Annotated in this window: 22 protein-coding genes and 2 pseudogenes; 11 read left to right on the forward strand and 13 right to left on the reverse strand. The window is 63.8% G+C overall.

Annotated elements, in window-relative coordinates:
- Positions 1–91 precede the first annotated feature (91 nt).
- Entirely contained in the window at positions 92–316 is a 225-nt protein-coding gene (locus ACZXDY_RS27150; protein WP_464347615.1) for a hypothetical protein, read from the forward strand.
- Between the two features lie 175 nt (positions 317–491).
- On the opposite strand, the gene ACZXDY_RS27155 is transcribed toward ACZXDY_RS27150, so the two are convergent.
- Positions 492–1,556 carry an AbrB family transcriptional regulator gene (locus tag ACZXDY_RS27155; protein ID WP_464347656.1) on the reverse strand — a complete coding sequence of 355 codons (1,065 nt, stop codon included), beginning with the start codon at positions 1,554–1,556 and terminating at the stop codon, positions 492–494.
- Positions 1,557–1,698: 142 nt separating this feature from the next.
- Positions 1,699–1,974 (reverse strand): PsiF family protein, encoded by a 276-nt coding sequence (locus ACZXDY_RS27160; RefSeq protein ID WP_464347616.1) that lies wholly within the window; start codon positions 1,972–1,974, stop codon positions 1,699–1,701.
- A gap of 189 nt (positions 1,975–2,163) precedes the next feature.
- On the opposite strand from ACZXDY_RS27160, the gene ACZXDY_RS27165 reads away from it, so the two are divergent.
- Both ACZXDY_RS27165 and ACZXDY_RS27170 read left to right on the forward strand, forming a co-directional pair.
- Positions 2,164–2,658, forward strand: coding sequence for a hypothetical protein (locus tag ACZXDY_RS27165; RefSeq protein WP_464347617.1), 495 nt, complete (start codon positions 2,164–2,166; stop codon positions 2,656–2,658).
- 160 nt (positions 2,659–2,818) lie between these two features.
- Positions 2,819–3,481: a DsbA family protein gene (locus ACZXDY_RS27170; protein ID WP_464347618.1), complete on the forward strand. Its 663-nt coding sequence runs from the start codon at positions 2,819–2,821 to the stop codon at positions 3,479–3,481.
- A gap of 15 nt (positions 3,482–3,496) precedes the next feature.
- On the opposite strand, the gene ACZXDY_RS27175 is transcribed toward ACZXDY_RS27170, so the two are convergent.
- Together ACZXDY_RS27175 and ACZXDY_RS27180 are read right to left on the reverse strand one after the other, a co-directional pair.
- Positions 3,497–3,703 (reverse strand): hypothetical protein, encoded by a 207-nt coding sequence (locus tag ACZXDY_RS27175; protein ID WP_464347619.1) that lies wholly within the window; start codon positions 3,701–3,703, stop codon positions 3,497–3,499.
- A 71-nt stretch (positions 3,704–3,774) separates the two neighbouring features.
- Positions 3,775–4,662: a LysR family transcriptional regulator gene (locus tag ACZXDY_RS27180; RefSeq protein WP_464347620.1), complete on the reverse strand. Its 888-nt coding sequence runs from the start codon at positions 4,660–4,662 to the stop codon at positions 3,775–3,777.
- Between the two features lie 120 nt (positions 4,663–4,782).
- Here ACZXDY_RS27180 and ACZXDY_RS27185 point away from each other — a divergent pair, with 120 nt between their 5' ends.
- On the forward strand, positions 4,783–5,523 hold the full coding sequence (locus ACZXDY_RS27185; protein ID WP_464347621.1) for an SDR family oxidoreductase: 741 nt from the start codon (positions 4,783–4,785) through the stop codon (positions 5,521–5,523).
- Between the two features lie 72 nt (positions 5,524–5,595).
- On the opposite strand, the pseudogene ACZXDY_RS27190 reads toward ACZXDY_RS27185, so the two are convergent.
- The 3 genes and pseudogenes from ACZXDY_RS27190 to ACZXDY_RS27200 form a co-directional block, all read right to left on the reverse strand.
- Positions 5,596–6,668, reverse strand: a pseudogene (locus ACZXDY_RS27190) (carboxylesterase family protein).
- A 17-nt stretch (positions 6,669–6,685) separates the two neighbouring features.
- Positions 6,686–7,657: a S1C family serine protease gene (locus ACZXDY_RS27195; protein ID WP_028164452.1), complete on the reverse strand. Its 972-nt coding sequence runs from the start codon at positions 7,655–7,657 to the stop codon at positions 6,686–6,688.
- Between the two features lie 143 nt (positions 7,658–7,800).
- A complete protein-coding gene (locus tag ACZXDY_RS27200) occupies positions 7,801–8,862 on the reverse strand; it encodes a DUF2252 family protein (protein ID WP_464347622.1) in 1,062 nt (353 codons plus the stop codon).
- A gap of 163 nt (positions 8,863–9,025) precedes the next feature.
- Here ACZXDY_RS27200 and ACZXDY_RS27205 point away from each other — a divergent pair, with 163 nt between their 5' ends.
- Both ACZXDY_RS27205 and ACZXDY_RS27210 read left to right on the forward strand, forming a co-directional pair.
- Positions 9,026–9,517 (forward strand): NUDIX hydrolase, encoded by a 492-nt coding sequence (locus ACZXDY_RS27205; protein WP_464347623.1) that lies wholly within the window; start codon positions 9,026–9,028, stop codon positions 9,515–9,517.
- Entirely contained in the window at positions 9,514–9,933 is a 420-nt protein-coding gene (locus ACZXDY_RS27210; protein WP_464347624.1) for a DUF1810 domain-containing protein, read from the forward strand. Before ACZXDY_RS27205 ends, ACZXDY_RS27210 begins: the two co-directional genes overlap by 4 nt.
- A gap of 130 nt (positions 9,934–10,063) precedes the next feature.
- Here the strand turns inward: ACZXDY_RS27210 and ACZXDY_RS27215 are convergent, their stop codons facing one another.
- The 4 genes and pseudogenes from ACZXDY_RS27215 to ACZXDY_RS27230 form a co-directional block, all read right to left on the reverse strand.
- Complete coding sequence (locus tag ACZXDY_RS27215; RefSeq protein WP_464347625.1) at positions 10,064–11,581, reverse strand: AMP-binding protein; 1,518 nt, start codon at positions 11,579–11,581, stop codon at positions 10,064–10,066.
- 263 nt (positions 11,582–11,844) lie between these two features.
- On the reverse strand, positions 11,845–12,399 hold the full coding sequence (locus ACZXDY_RS27220) for a hypothetical protein (RefSeq protein WP_464347626.1): 555 nt from the start codon (positions 12,397–12,399) through the stop codon (positions 11,845–11,847).
- Positions 12,400–12,510: 111 nt separating this feature from the next.
- A pseudogene (locus ACZXDY_RS27225) lies at positions 12,511–14,379 on the reverse strand (AMP-dependent synthetase/ligase).
- 121 nt (positions 14,380–14,500) lie between these two features.
- On the reverse strand, positions 14,501–14,725 hold the full coding sequence (locus ACZXDY_RS27230; RefSeq protein WP_028164458.1) for a dodecin: 225 nt from the start codon (positions 14,723–14,725) through the stop codon (positions 14,501–14,503).
- A gap of 281 nt (positions 14,726–15,006) precedes the next feature.
- Between ACZXDY_RS27230 and ACZXDY_RS27235 the strand changes: the two genes are divergently transcribed.
- Positions 15,007–16,854, forward strand: coding sequence for an outer membrane protein assembly factor BamB family protein (locus tag ACZXDY_RS27235; protein WP_464347627.1), 1,848 nt, complete (start codon positions 15,007–15,009; stop codon positions 16,852–16,854).
- A 264-nt stretch (positions 16,855–17,118) separates the two neighbouring features.
- Entirely contained in the window at positions 17,119–18,228 is a 1,110-nt protein-coding gene (locus tag ACZXDY_RS27240; protein ID WP_464347628.1) for a cytochrome P450, read from the forward strand.
- Between the two features lie 22 nt (positions 18,229–18,250).
- On the opposite strand, the gene ACZXDY_RS27245 is transcribed toward ACZXDY_RS27240, so the two are convergent.
- Positions 18,251–18,556: a hypothetical protein gene (locus tag ACZXDY_RS27245; protein ID WP_028164461.1), complete on the reverse strand. Its 306-nt coding sequence runs from the start codon at positions 18,554–18,556 to the stop codon at positions 18,251–18,253.
- A 376-nt stretch (positions 18,557–18,932) separates the two neighbouring features.
- On the opposite strand from ACZXDY_RS27245, the gene ACZXDY_RS27250 reads away from it, so the two are divergent.
- The 3 genes from ACZXDY_RS27250 to ACZXDY_RS27260 all read left to right on the forward strand — a co-directional run bounded on the left by ACZXDY_RS27250 (position 18,933) and on the right by ACZXDY_RS27260 (position 20,519).
- Positions 18,933–19,199, forward strand: coding sequence for a GlsB/YeaQ/YmgE family stress response membrane protein (locus ACZXDY_RS27250; protein ID WP_028164462.1), 267 nt, complete (start codon positions 18,933–18,935; stop codon positions 19,197–19,199).
- A gap of 220 nt (positions 19,200–19,419) precedes the next feature.
- Positions 19,420–19,593: a hypothetical protein gene (locus ACZXDY_RS27255; RefSeq protein WP_464347629.1), complete on the forward strand. Its 174-nt coding sequence runs from the start codon at positions 19,420–19,422 to the stop codon at positions 19,591–19,593.
- A gap of 8 nt (positions 19,594–19,601) precedes the next feature.
- Positions 19,602–20,519, forward strand: coding sequence for an AI-2E family transporter (locus tag ACZXDY_RS27260; protein WP_464347630.1), 918 nt, complete (start codon positions 19,602–19,604; stop codon positions 20,517–20,519).
- A 35-nt stretch (positions 20,520–20,554) separates the two neighbouring features.
- Here ACZXDY_RS27260 and ACZXDY_RS27265 read toward each other — a convergent pair whose 3' ends face one another.
- Positions 20,555–22,237 (reverse strand): Na/Pi cotransporter family protein, encoded by a 1,683-nt coding sequence (locus ACZXDY_RS27265; RefSeq protein WP_464347631.1) that lies wholly within the window; start codon positions 22,235–22,237, stop codon positions 20,555–20,557.
- Positions 22,238–22,317 lie beyond the last annotated feature (80 nt).

Here is a 22,317-nt window from a genome sequence, read left to right on the forward strand (position 1 = left end):
GGTCCTACCCCCGTGCTTTTTGTTGCACGGGACCCATGGGTGCAACCGGCACCCGGCTTTCCCTGCGCCCTCTGTTCAATGAGAGGGTGGAATGAACGCAAAGCTCGGGCGTGACTCGCCGCGAGAACGCGAACTCACATCCCTCACCATACTCCACCGTCATGCCCGCGAAGGCGGGCATCCAGTAACCGGCGGCTTCTCGGCTCAAACACTGCTGCCTCTGGAATACTGGATCGTCCGCCGGAGCCTGTCATCGGGCGGCCGTTCGGCCGACCCGGTGGCGGACGATGACAGCAGAAAGCTGTTTGACAGTTGAATCAGAACCCACCCCGTGTCGTCCTGGCGAAGGCCAGGACCCATAACCACAGGCCTTTGTGATCTGCTCCGCTATCACCACTTGTTTCGCGCCACAACGCCTCCTTGTGGTTATGGGTCCCCGCTTTCGCGGGGACGACACCGGGGGTGACGAGGTCACACGCGGAACGGCTTCACTAATCGTCCACATCCTCCTGCGGGCGGCCGAACAGGTGCACGATGCCGGGCGTCGCCAGCGTCACGAACACGAAGCGCGAGAGGTGGTGCGCGCCGACGAAGATCGGGTCGATATGCAGCGTCAGCGCCAGCGCCAGCATGGCGTCCATCGCACCGGGGGCAAAGGCGACGACGACGTCGGAGAGATGGACCTGCGTCGTCAGCGTGATCGCGGCAACGAAGATCGCGGAGATCACGATCGCGACCGCGAACGAGCCCAGCCCGGCATTGATGTGGCTGCGCAGGGTCGAGAGCTTCATCCGTGCAAAACGCGAGCCGATCAGGGCGCCGATGCCGACCAGCGCGACGCCGCGCACCCACGGCGGCAAGCCGCCCTCGATCGCGCCGACGCCGTGCAACAGGCTGGACGCGAGCATCGCGCCGAACATCCAGCTTGCCGGAAATTTCGCCCGGCGCAGCACGAGCGCCGCTCCGATGGAGGCTGCGATCAGCGCCACGAGCTCGATCGGCGAGGCGCTGGCGGAGGCAATCGTCGGCGGCGCCGCCGGTGCTATGCCGAGCACCGCCAGCATCAGTGGTAAAGCGGCGGTCAGGATGATCACGCGCATGGTCTGCACCACGGCGATCGCGGCGACATCGGCGCCTTTCTCGATCGCGAGCATCGTGATTTGCGACAGCGCGCCGGGGCTGCCGGCGAGGAAAGCCGAGGTCTGGTCCCAGCCATGTACGCGCTGCAGATAGAAGCTGCTGCCGAAGATCGAGCAGACGGTGGCGAGCGAGAGCAGCGCGATGGTGAGCGGATAGGCGCTCACATGCTGGATCAGTTGCCGCGATACCAGGGAGCCCAGCGAGATGCCGAGCAGAATCAGCACGGTCTGGGTCACCACCGGCGGCACGGTGAGCGGCCGGCCGGCGAGTGCGGCGATGCCGACCGCGATCATCGCGCCGGAAATCAGCCCGCCCGGCAGGTTAGCCCACAAAAACAGCAGGCCGCCCGCGGCGCCGATGACGAGCGTCTCGGTCGTATTGAGGATGTTCGCGCGGCTGGGAATGGCAAGCGCCATCGATGCGGGAAGCTGGTTCACGCTGGCGTTATGCCAAATCCGCAGGCCCGCGACAAATGCATCTCGCGATTGCAGCAATGCGCCGGATTTTTAGAGCGTCGCTGCTCGCCATCCCCGTGTTCGGGAGGGCGGGGTGACACCCTTACTTCGTGCCCGCGCTTTTGTCGGCGGCTTCCTTCAGGCACTCCCGGCGGAATTTCTTGCGCTCCTTGCCGTGCAGGCTCTTCGCATCCGCCTGCTTGGAGCAGTCCAGCGAGGCGGCGCTGCGCGCCTTCTTCTCTTCCGGCGTCGGCGCCGCCTTGGTCTCGGTCTTGGCCGTGTCCTTCGGTGCGGGCGTGGTGGTTTGCGCAAAGGCGGTGCTCGTCAGCAGGAACGCGGCGAGGGCGGTTGTGGTGGCGAGGGAGGAAAACTTCGGCATGGGGCGCACCTCGAATGAGTGGACGCGAAACCGTCGTCGCCCGATGCTGAACCGCCGATGAATATCGCGCGTATCGGGCGCCACAATATTTTGAGCGGGCGGTTCGCCAATGCGTTGTCGCAAGTTCCGGTTGCGTTAGGATGCGGCCCTCGTCAACGCGCTGAGGTTTGACGGAAAGGGAGAACAACCATGACAATTCAAGCCAAACTGCTTTGTGCGATGGCCGCCTCGGGTCTGGCCGCATTCGTGATGTCGGCGCCGGCGCAGGCCCTCACCGCGCAGGAATGCAGCGCCAAGTACCAGGCAGCCAAGGCAGCCGGGACACTGGGCGGCCAGAAGTGGAACGACTTCCGCAAGGCCGAGTGCGGCGCAAACGCAACGCCAGCCGCTGCCGCGCCCGCTGCACCGACAGCCGCCGCGCCCGCGCCGGCCCCGGCCGCCAAGGAGGCCAAGAAGGAAGCCGCTCCAGCCGCAGCGCCCACGTCGCCGGCAGGACCGGCGGTATTCCCGAACGCGGTCGATCCGAAATACGCCAAGGAGACCGAGGGCAAGGCCCGCATGCACACTTGCGTCGACCAGTACAATGCCAACAAGGCCAGCAATGCCAATGGCGGCCTGAAGTGGATCCAGAAGGGCGGCGGCTACTACAGCGAATGCACCAAGCGGTTGAAGGGCGCTGCTTGACCTCGAAGCGGTTGGCGCGGCCGGAGTACGACACTGGCCGCACCAGCCTTCATGGTGCCGTGTTTCGGCCGACATTGCGATGGGCTGTGCGGGCTCGGCAAAGCGGCGTGACATCTCGGCCCGCCGAGCGTAGACAGCGCAGGCAGCCGCGAGATTTGACATGAGCCCATCGACCGATCGTGCCGGGATCAATCCGGAACCCACGCGCCGCGCCGCGCTCGGCGTGATGGCTGTCGGCGTTACGCTGCTCAGCCGCGCTGCCGCCGCGCAGGACGAAGAGAAGGTGTTGACCGAAGCGGCCGTGCTGCGCGATCCGGAGATCCCTGTCGCCGGCAACGCCAAGGGCGACATCAGCATCGTCGAGTGGTTCGACTATCAATGTCCCTATTGCCGCAAGATCGCACCTGAACTGCAGCAAATTGCGCAGGACGATGGCAAGGTGCGCCTTGTGTGGAAGGACTGGCCGATCCTGGGCGACGTGTCGAAGGTTGCATCGCGCATGGCGTTGGCGGCGAAGTATCAGGACAAGTTTCAGGCCGCGCATGAGGCGATGATGGGCCTCACCACGAAGCTGACCGAGCCGCGGATACAGGAGGTGCTCGCAGGTGCGAGCATCGATATGGATCGCTTGAAGCGCGATCTTGCGGCCAATGCCACATCAATCGATGCCATTCTTACGCGCAACAACGCGCAGGCCGAGGCGTTTGGTTTTCAGGGCACGCCGTCCTTCATCGTCGGTAAATTCCGCGTGCCCGGCATCCTGACCAAGGAGCAGTTCGTGCAGGCCATTGCCGATGCGCGCAAGGCGAACATGAGCCGCTAGTGACCGTCGTGCTCGCTAGCGCGACGAAATCCTCTGCCAATCCTCATGGGCGCGAGCCTTCAGCGCCTTCAGGTCATCGGCGGCAACGTCCCAGTTGACGATGGTACGGCCGTTCTGCGCGAGTTGGCCGCCCGCGACGCTCGACGTTCGCATCGAATCATAGAGATAAACGCCCGCAATCAGCAGCAGCGCACCCAAGATCATTCCGAAAAACGTTCGCATGACGAAACCTCCGGTGACCGCAGATAACGGGGATGGCCGGCGGATGGTTCCGGGTCGGGCCGGAACCGCACTCACGCCCGCCCGAAGGCGTGCATCACGTAATCGATGAACACGCGCACGCGCGGCGAGAGCTGGCGATTGCGTGGGTAGAGCAGGGATACCGGGACCGAGGGCGGCGGACATTCCGTGAGCACCTCAACGAGGGCCCCGCGCCCGAGATCGGCTTCGGCGTGGAAGCGCGGCACCTGGACCAGGCCAAGGCCGAGCCGCGCGGTAGCGAGGTAGCTCTCCGGTCCCGTCACCGACATGATCGCCGGCAGCATCACTTCGCGAACTGCGCCGTCGACCACAAACTCCATCGGCCGCAGCCGTCCCGTTGTCAGCGAGCGTATCCCGATCATGCGGTGGCCTTCGAGCACATCGGGACCAGACGGCGTGCCGAAGCGCTCGAAATAACGAGGCGCCGCGCAGGTGAGGCGCTCCAGCATCACCACCTGCCTTGCGATCATGTCGCTGTCGGGCAGATGGCCGAAGCGCAACACGCAATCGACGCCTTCCTCGATCAGGTCGATCCAGCGGTCGCTCTCGCTCATATTGATCTCGATGTCGGGATATTCCGCGAAGAAGCCCGGCAGGTTCGGCAACAAGAAGTGACGCGCCAGCGTGCCCTGCACTTCCAGCCGCAACAGCCCCTTCGGCTTGCCGCCGCCGAATGCACCTTCGGCATCCTCGAGGTCGGCGATCAGCGACAGGCAGCGGCGATAATACGCTTCGCCATCGAGGGTCGGGCGGACATGCCGTGTCGTGCGTTCGATCAGCCGCACGCCGAGCCGCGCCTCCAGTGACTTGACGGCGTCCGTCACCGTCGAGCGCGGCAGCCCGAGATCCTCCGCCGCCAACGAAAAGCTGCGCCGCTCCACCACGCGGGTGAACACCCGCATCGCATCGAACCGGTCCATGCGATTATCCGCATATTCCGAACAGTGTTTCCAGATAATGCATGATTATTCGGACAAAGGAAGTGATTACGTTACTCCCATCAGCCAGCGGCCAAGCCGCCAACTTGCAGGAGAACGAAAATGTCGGACGAAACCAACAAAGTAGCCTTGGTGACCGGCGCGTCGCGTGGGATTGGCGCCGCGGTGGCCGAACGCCTCGCCAGGGACGGCTTCACCGTCGTGATCAATTACGCCGGCAACGCCAAATCCGCCGAGGCGGTAGCGAGCCGGATCGAGGCGGCCGGCGGCCGGGCGCTCACGGCCAAGGCTGACGTCAGCGATCCCAACGCGGTGCGCGGCACGTTCGATGCGGCGGAGGCTGCCTTCGGCGGCGTCGACGTGCTCGTCAACAATGCCGGCATCATGAAGCTCGCCAGGATCGCCGAGAGCGATGACGCACTGTTCGACCAGCACATCGCGGTCAACCTAAAGGGCAGTTTCAACGCGATGCGTGAGGCCGCGCGCCGGCTGCGTGATGGCGGGCGTATCATCAATTTCTCGACCAGCGTCGTCGGCACCAAGCTCGAGACCTACGGGGTCTACACCGCAACCAAGGCGGCGATCGAGACCCTGACCGCGATCCTGTCCAAGGAATTGCGCGGACGCGCGATCACGGTGAACGCGGTCGCACCGGGCCCGACCGCGACCGATCTGTTCCTGAACGGCAAGTCGCCCGAACTGATCGACCGCTTTGCCAAGATGGTTCCGCTGGAGCGGCTCGCCGCACCCGAGGACATCGCCTCGGTGGTGTCGTTCCTCGCCGGTCCCGACGGCTCCTGGATCAACGGCCAGACGCTGCGCGCCAATGGCGGTCTGGTCTGAAGCCCCGACCTCGATGAGCACACATGCGCCAGCGTAGCTGATGGTCACGGGCTGCGCTGGCGCTTCGCCGGGCTACGGCACTTCGTTCAGCCATTCCAGGATCACCGCGTTCATCTCGCGCGGATAGGTGTGGCTGAGATCGTCGAGCTCGCGATAGGTGACGGCAGCGCCGGCTGCGCTCAGCGCTTGCTGTGTCTGGCGCGCGACCTGTACCGGGAACATCCAGTCGAGCTTTCCATGCACGATATGGATCGGCAGGCCGCGCAACCGATCCGCATCCGCCATCTGCGCCATCAACGGATGGAAGGTCGCGGCGACAGGCGCAAGATGGGTGAAGGGCGAGGCGCCGTCCAAGCCTGAAACATAGCAGAACGTGCCGCCGTCGCTCATTCCCGTCATCAGCATTCGCTTCTCGTCGATAGTCCAGCGCGCCCGCACGAAATCGAGAATGCGGACCAAATTCGGCGTGTCGATATCGTCGCCCATCAAGGCCCAGGTGCTTCCGCGCGCGGTCGGCGAGACCAGGATGGCGCCGCGGCTGCGGGCATCGCGCAGCCAGCTCCACAAGAAGCCGCGGCCATTGCCGCTGCCGCCGTGCAGCGCCATCACCAGCGGCCAGGCGCGCTCGGGTGTGTAATATTCCGGCACGTAGAGCGAAAAGCCGCCGCGGCTGCCGGGCTCGTTGCTGTCGTGCAGGATGCCGGTGGTTTCACCGGCGGGCTCGGCCAGCCGCGCCAGCAGTTCGGCATCCCCGCGCAAGGCGGGTTCGGTGAAGAACTCGTTCACCGGCGGTAATCGCGCGGCCAGCGGATAGAGCGCCTCCAGCGCGCGCGGCGTGTAGCGCAGCGCGCGGAACACGCTCACCAGATCGCCATTGCCGTCCTGTACCGCGCGCAAGCCTTGCCAGGCGGCAAGCGCCGCATCGCTTGCGGCTTCGAGCTGCGCGCTGATCGCGGCAAATTGCTCCGGCCAGTCGGCGAGCCGCGGGCGCACCGCACGCAGCGCTTCGTCCGGCTCGCCCGCGATCTGCACCACATGGCCGAACTCCGGCGGGTGCAAATGGCGCGCGATGAGCCGAGCGATTCGAGCGTCTGCAACAGCGGCGGCAGCACGGCCACGATGTCGTCCACCACGGCCTCGCTCATTGCGACGCTCCCGGTGCTCAATGCAGCCGCGGCCCCTTCAACAGTTTCGTGCGATCGATCGAGGCCAGCGTGACGTCGAAGGTGACGCCTTCGTGATAGACGGTGAGCGGCACGTCGACGCCGGCGGTGCCGAGCGACCAGAGCTTGCGATAGAAGCTCGCCTGGCTCATCACCTTTTCGCCATCGACGGCGAGAATGACGTCGCCGGTCTTCAGCTCGGCGCGCGCCGCCGGCCCCTTGCCGGCGATGCCGACCACGACAATGCGGTTGTCGATCTCGGTCGTGTACATGCCGAGCCAGGGCCGCGATGGCCGGTTGACGCGGCCATATTTGCGCAGATCGTCGAACACCGGCATCAAGAGGTCGATCGGCACCATCATGTTGACATGCTCGGCGCGGGCGTTGCGCTCGCGTTCGAGCTGCAGCGAGCCGATGCCGATCAATTCGCCTTTGCCGGAGATCAGCGCGGTGCCGCCCCAATTCGGATGCGCGGGATAGGTGAACATCGCTTCATCGAGCAGATATTCCCAATAACCTGCGAATTCCTGCTTCGCCACGATCTGGCTCGCCAGCGAGCGGGTGCGGCCGCCGGCGCCACCGACCACGACATTGTCGCCGACCTTCGTCGCGGCGGAGGAGCCGATCGGCATTGGCTCGATGCCCGGCCGTCCCAGCGCCTGCACCAAGCCGAAGCCGGATTCGAAATCGAAGCCGAGCGGATGGCCCTCGATCACACGACCGTCGCCGAGATGCAGCCACACGGTTTCCGCTTCAGTGATGAGATAGCCGATCGTCAGCACCAGCCCGTCGTCGATCAGGACACCGTTGCCGGCGCGCTCAGTGCCCAGCGTCTCCGCGCTGAACGCATCGGACGGGATGATGGAGTGCAGTCCCACCACGGCGGTAAGCGTGCGGTCGAGATCGAATTTGTAATTGCCGGAACTGGGCTGGTGCGCCGGTGGCACTTTCCATTCGGTCAAGGAAGACATGAAGGATCTCCGTAAGAATCGCGTTTCCTTCGACTAACGCCGCACCCAATATTCAATGTCCGGTCGATCGTCCCGGAGGCAATATAACAACGAAATGAGCCCAGCGCGAGCGGGCTTCATCGTTTGGAACGACTACAAATGCGTCAGCCCCGCCATTGCCGATAGTCGCGCCGAACCTTCCCGTTCGCGACGGTTGCCGCTGCTTGCAGCCAGCCGCGTGGGCGCCCTTTCAAGTCGGCTTCGATGGCCTGGCGTCCGGCCGGGCTGGCGGCGTGGATGGACGCAACATCGAATGCCATGGCGTGAAGCAGCTTCAGGTGCAGCTTTCTCCCGGCGCTCTTCCCGAGTTCGATTTTCTTGGAATCGGCGGAGATGCGGCGGAAGATGAACTTGTTGTGTACGGTCAGAAAGGGATCCGGCGAACGGTACCTGCCGTTGGCCGATTTGAGGAAGTTCGATTTTCCGTGTCCTGTCGGGTTGTGAGCCCAGGTCCACGCCGACGGCACCAGCGCCTTTGCCTCGCGAACGACCAGGCCTTCACGCCATTTCGCGATCACGGCGTAACGCGGCCGCCCCAGGCTGCCGCCGCCCTTCTTGAAAACCTGGCATAACCGGATGTGGCTAGCGTCCTTTGGCAGGCTTGCCTCCAGCACCTTCTCGACTTCCTTCTGTCGCGGGCGGGGCTTGCGATATTTTTCGATGTCCTCCCAGAATTCCTTCGTTTCTCGGTCGTCCGGCTCGGCGTGGGGCCTGAGCCAGGTTCGGTTCTCGAACAACAGCGCCGGTCGCGGGCGTTCCAGACCCTCGCGATATCCCTTCAACAGGGTGCTGGCGGCATCTTCATCGTCGACAGCCGAACGCGGCGCGAGCTGGATGCTGGTTGCCAGGCGGACGAGATCGAGCACATAGGGCATCTCGGCGGCTTCGTCGAAATCGTTGACGCCCCAGACCAGGCGGCCGTCGGCGTCGCGCCAGGTTCCGAAATTTTCCAGATGCAGATCGCCGACCGCGAGCACCTTGGGCGCGTCCATCAACTCCGGACACCAGTCGCTGATCTTCCTCGCCCAGCGGAAATAGGTCGCGCGCAGGAAGATGAAGGTGCTCTCCTTCATTCGCTCATGCTTGTAGTCGACGTCGCTCTTGACGATATTGCACCGCGTGGCCAGCCACTTTTCGTATTCCCTGTTATCATCGCGGAAAGACATGGGAGACCTCACAAGGTTGGATCAGTGGGATAGATTCTACCTTAAGGTGTTTCGCTGCGAACCTCGCATGTAGCTTCTTGAGCCGACGCGAAACGTCGCATACATGCCGACCAATCCGGTCCTGGCCGACGGAGCCGAAAATGCATCGTGGGAGCAAAGATCGTTGACGGCGGCACGTCGCGCGCCCGCAAGTGCGGGCATCCTGATGTATCGCCGTTCGGGGGCGCGGCTGGAAGTTCTGCTCGTGCATCCCGGCGGGCCTTACTGGCGCCGCAAGGACGAGGGCGCGTGGTCGATCCCGAAGGGCGAGATGGACGGGGAAGAGGATGCAATCGCCGTGGCGCGTCGTGAATTTGCCGAGGAGACCGGCGTCGTCCTTGATCAGCCGTTTGAGCCGCTGGGCGAGATCCGCCAGCATGCCGGAAAGCGCGTGATCGCCTTCGCCGTCGAAGGCGATCTCGATGTGCATGCTATCAGGAGTAATATGTTCGAGATCGAGTGGCCACCGAGAAGCGGGAAGATGCAGGCATTCCCTGAGATCGACCGCGCCGAATGGTTCGATCTCGCGGCCGCGCATGCGAAGATCCTCGAAGGCCAGCGGCCGCTGCTCGATCGTCTCGCCGAGCTTGTCGGCCCATCAGGGAGGAGTTTATGAGCGACCGCTTTGATCTTGCGCGCTTTGTCGATGCACAGGCACCGGTTTACCGGCAGGTTGTGGCGGAGCTCAGCTGCGGCCGCAAGCAAAGCCACTGGATGTGGTTCATCTTCCCACAGCTTGCCGGCCTCGGGTTCAGCGCGATGGCGCAGCGTTTTGCGATCGCTTCCCGCGACGAGGCGATCGCCTATCTCCAGCATGATATCCTGGGGCCGCGGCTCCTGGAGTGCACGCGTCTGGTCAACGCGGTCGAAGGCAAGACCATCCGGGACATTCTCGGCAGCCCCGATGATCTGAAGTTCCGCTCCTCGATGACCTTGTTCGCCGCCGTGTCGGCCGCTCCAGAATTTCCCGCTGCGCTGAAGAAATATTATGGCGGCGAAGCCGACCCGAGAACGCTGGAGTTGCTCGGCTAGCCAGTCCATTCGCTGTCATTCCGGGGCGCGACGAAGTCGCGAGCCCGGAAATCCATCAGGCCGCATGCGCAGGTGGAGAAATGGATTCCGGGCTCGCGCTGACGCGCGCCCCGGAATGACGGTGCTCCACTCACTCCGCCTTCGCCTGCACGCGCGACGGCATGATCCGGAATGGGCGATTCTCCTTCAGCCACGCGGCGCGCTCGTCGCGCAACAGCGTGCGGCGGACCTTGCCGGAATCGTCGCGCACCTGCGCGTCCACGATTTCAAAGCTCTCCGGATGCTTGTAGCGGCTCAGCCTGTCGGCGAGGAAATCGCCCATGCCATCGGCGATCGCCTGCGCGTTGACGGCTGGATCGCACTCGATGATCGCATGGATACGCTGGCCGAATTCGGGGTCGGGCAGGCCGACCACCACGCAGGAGCGCACGTCGGGATGCGCACACACCGCAGCCTCGACCTCCGCCGGATAGATGTTGGCGCCGCCGCGCAGGATCATGTCGGCGAGCCGGTCGCCGAGATAGAGATAGCCATCTTCATCCAGCCGGCCGATGTCGCCAAGCGACTCCCAGCCGTCGGCGCGGCGCTTCGGTTCGGCGCCGAGATAGTGATAGGTGGTGCCGGCGCCATCATTGGGCAGGAAATAGATCTCGCCGGTCTCGCCGGGAGCGACGTCATTGCCGTCCTCGCCGATGATGCGCAGGCGCGCAGTCTCGCCGATCTTGCCGACCGAGCCCTTGTGCGCGAGCCATTCGACGCCGGAGATGATGCAGGAGCCCTGCCGTTCGGTGCCGCCATAGAGCTCCCAGATCCGCTCCGGCCCGAGCCACTCGATCCATTTCTCCTTCAGCCATGGCGGCATCGGCGCCGCCATGTGGAAAACGACCTGCAGGCTGGAGAGATCGTAGCGGTTGCGTACCTCGTCCGGCAGCGACCAGATCCGGTGCATCATGGTCGGCACGAAATTGATCCATTGCACGCGCTCGGCCTCGATCTGGCGCAGCGTCTCCTCGGCGTCGAACTTGGTCAGGCCGGTGAGGCGTCCGCCGCCGAACAAGGCAAAATGCGAAACGATGAATGGCGCGTTGTGATACAGCGGCCCCGGATTGAGCAGCGAGGCGCCGAGCGGGATGCTGAGCGGTGGCGCCATGGTGGTATCGACCACGGCGGGCAGATGATCGAGGATCACTTTCGGCCGGCCGGTCGAACCGCCGCTCGTCATCGCCTTCCAATAGCGCGAGACGGGAGCCGCGAGCGGCTCGTCGGAAAATCCTTCGGGCACGAAGCCGATTGGCAGCGAGTTCGGCGCATTCCAATCGGGTTCGCCGCCCACCACCAGCGCGGGCTTGAGGATATCGAGCACCGCGGCCGCTTCGCCGCGCGGCAATCGCCAGGACAGCGAGGTCGGTGTCGCGCCACACTTCCATACCGCAAAGGTGGTCTCGAAGAATGCGTTGCTGTTGGGCAGCCCGATCGCGACGAAGTCGCCGGGCTTGACGCCCTTGGCCGCAAACGCCCGCGCGCGGGCATTGGCACCGCGCTCGAGTTGCTCCCACGTCAGAGTATCCTGTCCATGACGAATGGCGATCGTATCCGCCGGCTGGCGTTCAGCATACCAGCGCGGTACGTCGGCGATCGGGATCAGCATGAAGGCGTTTCCATTTTTAGTGGGCTGCTCGCAGCCGTGTCTGTGTCTTGATCGTGTGGCGTGGCGCACTTCATCAACAGGAGTCGAGGCGAGTCAAGCCGCGGGTGAGAGTCATTGCTTGACGATCGAATCGGAATCGTAGGGTGGGTAGAGCGAAGCGAAACCCACCATTCGTGCCGCTTGCTCCGAAGTTGATGGGTTTCGCTTCGCTCTACCCATCCTACGGGATATTGCGATCTGTGCCGCCGAACACAGCGCTCGTGTTACATGAGTGGTTTGGTGGGCTCGGGCCAGAAATCGCCGGTCGGACCAGCCGGCCGCAGCTTCTGCATCTGCTCCGCGGTACAGGTCTTCTTCTGGATGGCCTCGGTGGTTTTGTGGCCGTTCTTCAGCCGATCTCCCATATCAGTCGGAAACCGGCATTTCGCCGCACGCGACTCGACATAGTCGATCAACTTGCTTTCGGCCCGGTTGTAATTGTCGATCAGCTTGCAGGCTTCGCCCGACGACGCGCGCCGGGCGGCGGCAGCCCTGATCAACCGACCTCGCTCCTCGACTTCTGCCCGCAGCGAACTAAATTCTTGCTTGCATTGGTCGGGGATTGCCTCTTGCGGAGCTACGGCGACGAGTGGCGCGCCGCCGAATGGGAACGGGCTCACGAAATTTGCCGGGGGCGCGTTGCCATTCTCCACCGGCTCGCCCGGCGCGGCCTGGCCTGGCAGCGGTGCCGGAAACGTACCCTGCGCCCGCGCACCATCTCCAATGAACGCAACAATGGTGGCTGCCGTCAACGGCGCAATCAGGCGGCGGAAGGTCAAGGCTCGTTCTCCGGTAGGATTGTGAGGACGTCCCAACGTTCGAGCAAAGCGTAGTTTCTCTTACGGTCTCTTAGCTCAATTAACAATTGAATTCCGACGCCACGATGTCCTTCACGAGCGCGCGGACGCTGCAGGACGCGATCCACCCTGTGGCTTGCGCGTGTAGATTTGTTCGATCTCGGCCGCGAAGCGATGCTCGAGCGCCGGGCGCTTGTTCTTCAGCGTCGGCGTTAGCAGGCCGGCAGCAATGGTCCATGGCTCCAGCGTCCACCATACCGCGCGCGGTGTCGCATAGGCCGGGTAGGCTTTGACGGCCTCGGCGATCCGTTTGACGAGGAATGCGGTTTCTGCGTCCGCGCCGCTGCTCGCGAGCCTGGCCTTCTCCCGCTCCCAGGCCTTCGCATTCAGCACCACGAGCGCCGCGAGGAAAGGACGATTCTCGCCGATCACCATGGCCTGCTCGAACAGGGGATCGGCTAGGATCGCGGTTTCGAGATCGACGGGAGCGATCTTCTCGCCGGTCGAGGTCACCAGGATGTCCTTGATGCGGCCGGTGATGCTGATGCGGCCGCCTTCGATGCGGGCCTGATCGCCGGTGTGCAGCCATCCGTCGGCTTGCTTGATCCGGCGCGTCTCGTCCGGCTGGTGCCAATAGCCGAGCATCACGTTCGGCCCCCGCACCAATAGCTCCTGATCCTCACTGATGCTGACTTCGATACCGTCGAGCGGCCGGCCGACCGAGCGGGGATCGTTGTCATCAGCGGTGTTGACGGAGACAACGGGTGAGGTCTCGGTCATGCCATAGCCCTGCAGGATGTCCAGTCCGAGCGCCAGGAACAGCCGGATCACCCGCTCGCCGATCGCCGCGCCGCCGCTGACGGCCACCCGCAGCCGCCCGCCGAACTGAGCCAGCACCTTGTCGGCGACCAGGCGCCTGAGCAGCGGCCAGATCATCCGATCGAACAGCGACAGCTTGCCACCTTGCTGCCTCGCATCAAAGCGCCGTCCGCCGACGGCAATGGTAAGATCGAGCAATTCGCGTTCGAAGCGGCCGGCCGCCTCGCTGTGCTGCATGATCAGGGCATAGATGCGCTCATAGATCCGCGGCACGGAGATCAGCACGGTCGGCCGCACCTGCTTCAAATCATCGGAGAGCTGCTGCACCGATCGCGCATAGGCGACGCAGGCGCCGGCGGCGATCGGATAGTAGTAGCCGCCGGTACGCTCGAACGTATGCGACAGCGGCAGGAAGGACAGGAAGACATCATTTGGGCTGGCGGCGATGCGCGCGTGGATCGCCTTGACGTTCGCCACGATGTTGCCGTGCGAGAGCATGACGCCTTTGGGGCGCCCGGTCGTGCCGGAGGTGTAGACGATCGCGGCAAGATCATCCGGCTGCAACGCGACGTCGTCTGTGACGGCCTCGGCCGCCTGTCCGCGCTCCAGCCAGGATTTCAGCGCCATGAGGCGATGATCCATCATTGCCGGGTTTTCGGTACCTTGCAGATCGACGCAGACGACACGCTTGAGCGTATCCGTCGGCGCGCCGGCGCTTGCGAGGATCCGCCAGCGGTCGGTGGTGTCGACCAAGAGCAGCGACGCCGCGGAATCCTTCAGGATGTAAACGATGCTTTCGGGATTATCGATCGCGTGCATCGGCACCGGCACTAGGCCGCGCGATAATGCGGCCTAGTCCATCGCGATATGCTCGATGCCATTGGGCATCAGGATGGCGACGCGCTCGCCGGCCGCGAACCCCTCGGCGGCGAGTGCGCGCCGCCAGCGGTCGAACTCGCGATCGATCTGGCGCCAGGAATGGCTGACCCAGCGCCCGGCCGCTGCATCGAAATGCCGGTAGGCTTCCGTATCAGGCGTTGCCCGGACGCGCCAACGCAGCAGCTCGGGCAGCGTGCGGACCTGCGCAAGCGTATCCGGCGCGCCGGTTTGCGGGATCAAAGGGGCGCCGGACCGTTCTTCCATCTGCACTTAGCCTCCCGACGACGTTGAGCGTCAAACGAAAACATGAATCTGTCGCATGGGGGCTACCTCACATCTTTGACTTGGCGCAAGAACGGTTATGTGGCGCGCCGGATGTCCGGACTCACTCCTCCAATGTGAATCCAACTCGCAGCGTGACCTGGTAGTGGCGGACGGCGCCATTCTCGATATGGCCTCGCGTCTGCACGACTTCGAACCACTTCATCTCGCGAATGGTCTTGGCAGCGCGGGCAATGGCATTCTGGATCGCATCCTCGATGCTCTTCTCGGACGATCCGACGAGGTCCAGGATCTTGTAGACGTGGTCTTTCTCGGCTGTCGTCGGCATGGCAAACCTCCTTTGCAAGTGGTTTCAGGTCATTCGCGGCGTATCCGGATTGTTGCTCCGTCCACCCAGGATCAGTCGGCAGCGGCGCGGCGTCCAGTCTGAACGAGTTCACTGCACCTGGAGTTCCGCTCGCCTCGCTGCTCGCCCAACAACATGCGCCGGTGGTCATGGCCCCAGCGCCGGTTCTGACTGGTCGAGATGTCCCGATCACGCTATCATCCCCAGGTTGCGGATCTTTCCGAGACGATAAGTTCAGATCGTCGCGCCCAGGGGGGAGCCTCATGAGATCGAGCGCTGCGGCCGTTGGCCTCTTGATCTGGTCTTGTCTTCCCGCCACCGCCGCGCAGAGTGGCGCGGAGCTTTACGCGCAGCACTGCGCCCAGTGCCACGATGCCGGCGACCCGCAGAGCCGCATTCCCAACCGCGCCGCATTGCAGTCGATGGCGTTCGAGCATGTGCTCAGAGCCATCACGTCGGGGAGCATGGCTCCCATGGTCAAGGACCGCACCGATGATGAGCGCAAAGCGATCGCCTCCTTCGTCACGGGGAGACAGGTTGGCGACAGCGCTCCTGCCGCCAAGGCCGACGCAGCGGGGCACTGCGTTGAAGCCGCCCACGGCTTCGACGGGGCGTTCGACCGGCCGCGATGGACCGGTTGGGGCGCTGATATCAACAACAGCCGGTTTCAGGCCGCCGAGATGGCGGGCCTGACGGTGGACGAGGTGCCTCGGTTGCGCCTGAAATGGGCGTTCGGCTTTCCGGGCGTCTCCACCGCCAATGCCCAGCCCGCCGTGATCGGCGGCATGCTGTTTGTTGGCGGCGCCGATAGCAAGGTGCACGCGCTCGACGCCAGGAGCGGCTGCACGTTCTGGACGTTTGCGACGGACGCGCCAGTACGCACCGCGATCAGCTTCGGTCCGCTGCCGGGGAAGAATGAGTTCGCGATTTTCTTCGGCGATATCCGTGCCAATGCCTACGCCGTCAACGCAACAACGGGCGCACTGATCTGGAAGCAGAAGGTGGAAGACCATCCCGCCGCCCGGATTACCGGAACGCCGGCTCTGTTTTCCGGCGTCCTCTATGTTCCGGTCTCCTCCATCGAGGAAGCGACGGGATCGCGGCCCGCTTACGAATGCTGCACGCTTCGCGGCAGCGTGGTGGCCCTGGACGCGGCGACCGGCGCGCCGATCTGGAAGTCGTACACGATTCCGGAAGCGCCACGTCCGACGACCAGGAATGCCGCGGGGGTGCAGCTTTACGGTCCGTCCGGCGCCTCGGTGTGGTCCGCGCCGACGATCGATGTGAAGCGCGAGGCGCTGTACGTCGCGACAAGCAACTCCTATTCGAACCCGCCGGCGGATACGAGCGACGCCATCGTCGCATTCGACCTGAAGTCCGGCCGGATGTTGTGGCATCGGCAGGCAACCCCCAAGGACAGCTATGTCGTCGCCTGCTACGGGTACGACAAGACCAACTGTCCGGAAGATCCCGGTCCGGACCACGATTTCGGCCAATCGCCAATCCTGGTGAGCTTGCCGGACGGGCGCCGCATGCTGGTGATCGGGCAGAAGTCAGGAATAGTCCACGCTTTCGATCCCGATGACGAGGGCAAGATCATCTGGCAAACGCGGGTCGGCAAGGGAGGGCCGCTGGGCGGCAGCGAGTGGGGCTCCGCGGCTGATCAGCAGCGGATCTATGTCGCGAACTCCGACGTGCGGTTTCTTCGCGATGGCACAAGGCGTCTCGATCCGAACGCCGGCGGCGGTCTGTTCGGGCTGAATCTGGCTGATGGCAAGGTCACCATGCAGGTGGCGCCGGTCTCCTGTGGTGAGCGCGAGCGATGCAGTCCAGCCCTCTCCGCGGCGGTTAGCGCCATTCCTGGTGCTGTCTTCTCTGGCGGCGTGAGCGGCTATCTGCGCGCCTACGCGACCGACGATGCGCGTCTGCTCTGGGAGTTCGACACGGCGCGCGACTATGAGACGGTGAACGGCGTCCCGGCGCACGGCGGCGCGATCGACGGGCCCGGTCCGGTGATTGTGGACGGCATGCTCTATGTCAATTCAGGCTACGCGCAATGGAGCGGCGTGCCCGGCAACGTGCTGCTCGCGTTCGAGGTGAGCCCTCCGTGAAATGGGACGCGGCGACCGATCGGGCGCGTTACGAGCGTAACAGACTAATGATCCTGCGAAATCGAGCTGAAACTCTGCGCGACCAACATACCCCTTTCGTAGACCGGGGCATGTTAGAAAGGCGGAGACTGTACGATGAGGGCAGAGACCAGCGCCAAGAATTTTTCCATTGAACCTGCTAGCGGCGAAATCCCGACACTTACCGTGGAGGAGCTTGAAGCGGATACTCACGGTGTGTTCCGCACCTACCGCAAGGAATATCCAGTGGTGCTGCACGAGACCGGCGGATATTTCGTGCTGCGCTTCTCCGATGTTGACCGTCTGAGCAAGGATCCGCGCTTTCTCCCCAGCGGAACGAGCTTTCCCGAGATGCAGGGCTTCAGCAGTGGAACGATATTCGATGCATTCGACTATGGCATGCTGACGGCCGACGGCGATGTCCATCGGCGCCGCCGTGCGCCGTTCTCACGATTATTCGCTGCCCGCGCGATCAATGAGATGCGTCCAAGCATTCGCCGTGCGGCCTCGGACCTCATCGAGGAGTGGTACGGGGATGGCGAGGTCAATTTCTTCGATGAGTTCGCAGCCAAACTGCCCGCCCGCATCATTGCCGATCTTTTGGGACTCCCGCGCGAGGACATCCCGGAGTTTATGCTGCTGGTCTATGTGGTGTCCAAGGTCTTCTTTCTCGGGCTGAGCCCGGACGAAATCGTCGAGGTGGAAAAGGCAGGGCAGCGGCTACGCGAGTATGTCGACAAAGTCCTCGATGAACGTCGCCGCAGCCCGCGAGGGGATTTCCTGTCCGCGTTCCTGGCTGCCGCGACCGAAGGGGGTGAAATGTCTCCCGAGGAGATGCTTTACCAGATTTTCCAACTGATCGTCGGTGGCACCGATACCACCAGGGTCGCGATCGCAGTACAGGTCGCTCTTCTGCTTCAGCATCGCGAGCAATGGGAGCAGGTGTGTCGCGATCCGGATCTGGTTTCAGGCGCGGTCGCCGAGGCGATGCGCTTCGAGCCGAGCGTCGGGGGGACCGCGAGGGTCACAAGCGAGGATGTCGATGTTGGCGGGACTGTCATCCCGGCCGGCCGGCTTGTTACGTTATCGACCATGTCGGCCATGCGTGACGAGATGACCTACGATCGCCCTGATATCTTCGATATTCATCGCACCAACCAGCCACGGCTGCATCCGATCTTTGGCTATGGCGCGCATCGGTGCATCGGCGAGGCGATCGCCCGCGCCGAATTGGAGGAAAGCCTCAGCGCAATCGCTGGCCGCATACCGCAGCTCAGCCTGGACGTGCCGCCGAAAATCAGCGGCCATTTCGGAATCCGCCGCGCCGACACCATGCGGCTCTCCTGGAAGCCGTAAGACGGTCCGGCAAATTCCTGCGCTACAGACGCCGGCGCGAGCGCAATTGGCTGGAGATCCGGCGGCTGCGGTCGGCCAATTCGTCCGCCTCCAGATCGACAGCGGCGGAGGCCAGGCGATAGCTGCCGATCCGGCCGATGACATCGGCGGGCGAGACCTGTGGCCGGGCGCCGCTGGAGTCACGCTGAACAGATGGACTGCCGATGGTCCGCCTGGTCGCTGCGTCGACGCAGACTGCTTGATAAGCCTCCCTCTGGGGCTTGATGACGATCACGCAGTCCCGGTTGGCCGAGTAGGGCACGCGGAAGCTCAAGTAAGAGACGGTCATCGTCGGTCCTGTTCACGGGCAAAGTTCCGCCGTTCGCAGACGAGGACGCCTGCGGCTATTGCTTCGCGGCATTGGCAAGGGATTTACGTGTTGGTTTCGCCAGCCCGCAGCGTCAGGGCGCGCGAGCAGAGTGTGTAGGTCGGGGTGCTCATGACCCGATACCTAACGCAAATCCTTGAAAAGTCGCTTCGATCTATCTCTAAAATTTGATGCAATCGCGAGATTGCTGTCGGCCGCGCGCGCTTTGCTCGATCTCCTCGAAGAGGCGGTCGCTGGGAAAATGAAGTCGGTCCGTTGATCTGTATCAAAGAAACTGGCGTGGGGGCCGCCGGAATGCAGATTTGTCGATCGGCGGTTTCAACACAGGGGCAATGAGATGAGCATCCTTTGGACGATCATCATTGGCTTTATCGTTGGAGTGATTGCCAAATTCATCATGCCTGGCGACAAGACGGAGCCGAAGGGCTTTATTCTGACGACCATCTTGGGGATCGTCGGCGCATTCGTCGCGACTTACCTGGGCCAGTCCGTTGGATGGTATCAGCCCGGTGAATCTGCAGGTTTCCTTGGTGGCGTGGTGGGCGCAGTCGTCGTACTCTTTGTCTACGGCCTGTTCGCAGGCCGCCAAGGCCGCGCGACCTGATGTGGAGGAGAGACAGCGCCTCTGACCTATCGGTGCGGGCAGCGCTGCAAGGCGGCCGAGAATGCCGCGCTACGTGACCATATCCACGTCCTGCCTGATCCGGTTGCCATCCGGATCCATCGCAAGCACGTAAGCGGTAGGCCAAACGTGCAAGTTTAAGAAATCGCCAACGGACCGTGTTCAACACATGACCGGCGAATTGTCGAAACGACCAATCGCAATGGGCTCGATCGGCGTCCGCCGCACCCGGCCCCTCGTGTTTTGGATTGCGACTTTCGCGGCAATCACCGCGGTCGTGATCTTGTTGCGCGAAGTTCTGCTGCCATTCGTCGCCGGCATGGCGCTTGCGTATCTGTCAATCCCCTGGCTTCTCGCATCGAACGCTTGGGGGTGAACCGGCTCGTGGCCACGCTTGCCATTATCGCGTTCGTCGTTGCGCTGATCAGCATCGCGATGGTTCTGACAGTGCCCGTCATCGTCCGTGAGCTCTGGTATTTCGCCGAACACCTGCCGCTCTATGTCCGACGGGTGCATACGTTGGCAACCGATCCGGACCGACCGTGGGTAAGCAGGATCGTCGGAGAGGGACTGAACCACACCGAACGCTCGATCGGCGAGCTGACGAGAATGGCTACCAGTTGGTTCGACACCATCCTCAGGTCGCTGTGGTCCGGGGGACGGGCTCTGATCTCGATCGTCTCGCTTGGCATCGTCACGCCGATCGTTGCCTGCTACCTGCTCTACGATTGGGACAAAATGATTGCGACGGTCGACAATTGGGTTCCGCCGGCACATCGTGAAACGGTTCGGATGCTTGCACGCGAGGTCGATAAGACGATCAGCGGATTTGTCCGCGGGCAGAGCTTCCTCTGCCTCGTGCTCGCGGTGTACTACGCAGCGGCATTGAAACTGATCGGTCTCGAACACGGGATCCTGGTAGGCGTCGTGGCCGGCTTGATCAGCTTCATCCCGTATCTCGGTGCGCTTTCGGGCCTGGTGGTATCTGTGTGCATCGCGATTGCTCAATTCTCTCCGGACTGGAAGCCGATTTGGCTCGTGTTGGCCGTTTTCATTGTCGGACAAGCGCTGGCCGACTACGTCCTGGCGCCAAATCTGGTGGGCCGTCGTGTGCATCTGAATCCGGTTTGGGTGATGTTCGCGCTGTTCGCCTTCGGCTATTTGTTCGGGTTCGTAGGCCTGTTGGTCGCGGTACCGCTCGCTTCCGCCATTGGCGTGCTGACCCGGTTTTCATTCCGCACTTACTATGCGAGCTCGTTGTATGCCTCGAGCGCCACCGCAGCGACGGAGACTGAGCCTTAGGCGCGCGACCAGGCGCCGGAGGCCATCGCTCGGGTTTAGCCGCGACCGACGAGATGGGCTGCGGAGCGCCAGGCGTGACGCGACAGCGCTTCGAGGCTTCGAACCGTTTCGACGCGAACGAGCGCCGCGTCGGCGGTAAGCGTTCCATTGGCGACCGCGCCCAGCGTCGCGCTGCGGTGGGTGCGCAGCATTTCGCCAAGTTGCGTCGCGCAACGCTCGAGCTCGGGCATGGCCTCGTCAGTGGAGACCGCGCGCGGACCGGCCATGACGTCGCCATGCGGGGCTGTGACCTGCGGCGATCCGTCGGCGCGGGCCGGCGCCGCCACCCCGCGCGCAATCGCGGCCGCGCTTCGCATCGCTTCTGCGCATAGCTCTCCGGCGCGGATGTCCTCCGGTCCGCCGCTCACCGAACCGAAATTGATTCCGCTATTCGCCATCTCCGTCAGTCGAGACGCATGGTCGAGTGCGTGCAGTGTGCTCGTGAGACGCTGTTGCTCGTCGTCGCTCTCAGGCGGTCCGGTCACATCAGACAGGAATATCTGTGCCTGACGCAAGGCGTCTGCAGCATCCTGCACCGATGCGGTGTCCTTCCCCAGTCGGATTGGTTCAGCACGGCCGGCCAGTGCCGCCTCGATCGAACTGCATACCGTTACGAGCGCGCGTGCAATCGTTCGCCGCACCGCTTCCACCGCCACGATCGGGGTCTCAAGCGCGGAAGGGTCGAGGCACCGCGTGAGCGGCGAGCCACGCTCGGGCAGAATACGCTCGACCAGTCGCGTGAACCAGTTGATCAGCGGCAGCAGGACCACTACGCCGACAACATTGTATGCCGTGTGATACAAGGCCAGCAGCGTGACGCCATCGACGGTGCTCGAGGCGCGCACGAGCAGAGGGATGACGACGGGGAAAAGCGCCAGCGCGATAACGGCGGCGATAAGCTTGAAAAGGACGTAAGCGATGGCCAGCCGCTTGGCGGTGGTGCTGGCGCCAATCGCGGCCAGGGCGGAACTCGTCGCTGTTCCGATGTTCTGGCCGATGATCAGCGCACAGGCCTGGTCCAGCCCGACCGCGCCGGCGAAGTAGGCGGACAGTGTGACCGCGACGGCGGCCGTTGACGACTGCATCAGCGCGGTCATCACCAGCCCGACCACGACGAGCACCAGCACGCCGAACAGGCCCGACCACCACCCGGCCTCGGGACTGCCGAGAACGGCGGGCAGGTCCGCCGGGTGCAATCGTTCGGCGAGCCCGCCCATGCCCTGCTGCAGGGTCGTCAACCCAAAAAGCACAAGCCCGAACCCGGCGAGGGCGGCACCCATCCCGGATATTCGCCCGCGGGCCAGAAGCTTGGTCAACGCGCCAACAAAGATCATCGGCAGTGCCGCAGCCGTGAGCGAGACGCGGACGCCGATGAGCGCGACCAGCCAGCCGGTCCCTGTGGTGCCGACATTCGCCCCGAAGACGAGGCCCAGCCCCTGCTGGAACGTGAGCAGACCTGCGCTGACGAGACCGATCGTCGTCATGGTCGTTGCGCTGGAGGACTGCACCAGAAGCGTGACGATAGCGCCCCAGAACGAGCCGTGCAGCGGCGTCGCCGCCGCCTTGGCTAGCACCGTGCGCAGGGCGGACCCGGCCAGCGCCTTCAGGCCGTCCGTCATCACGGTCATGCCAAGCAGGAAGAGGCCGACGCCGCCGAGTGTTGAGATCACCATCGACATGCGGGCACTCTAGCGCAGTTGCCGGACGAAGGCAGCCGTCAAGGCCCGCAATGTTCAACCGGCGCGCATTGCGGCGTAGG

It is taken from the genome of Bradyrhizobium sp. LeoB3 (assembly GCF_055456055.1).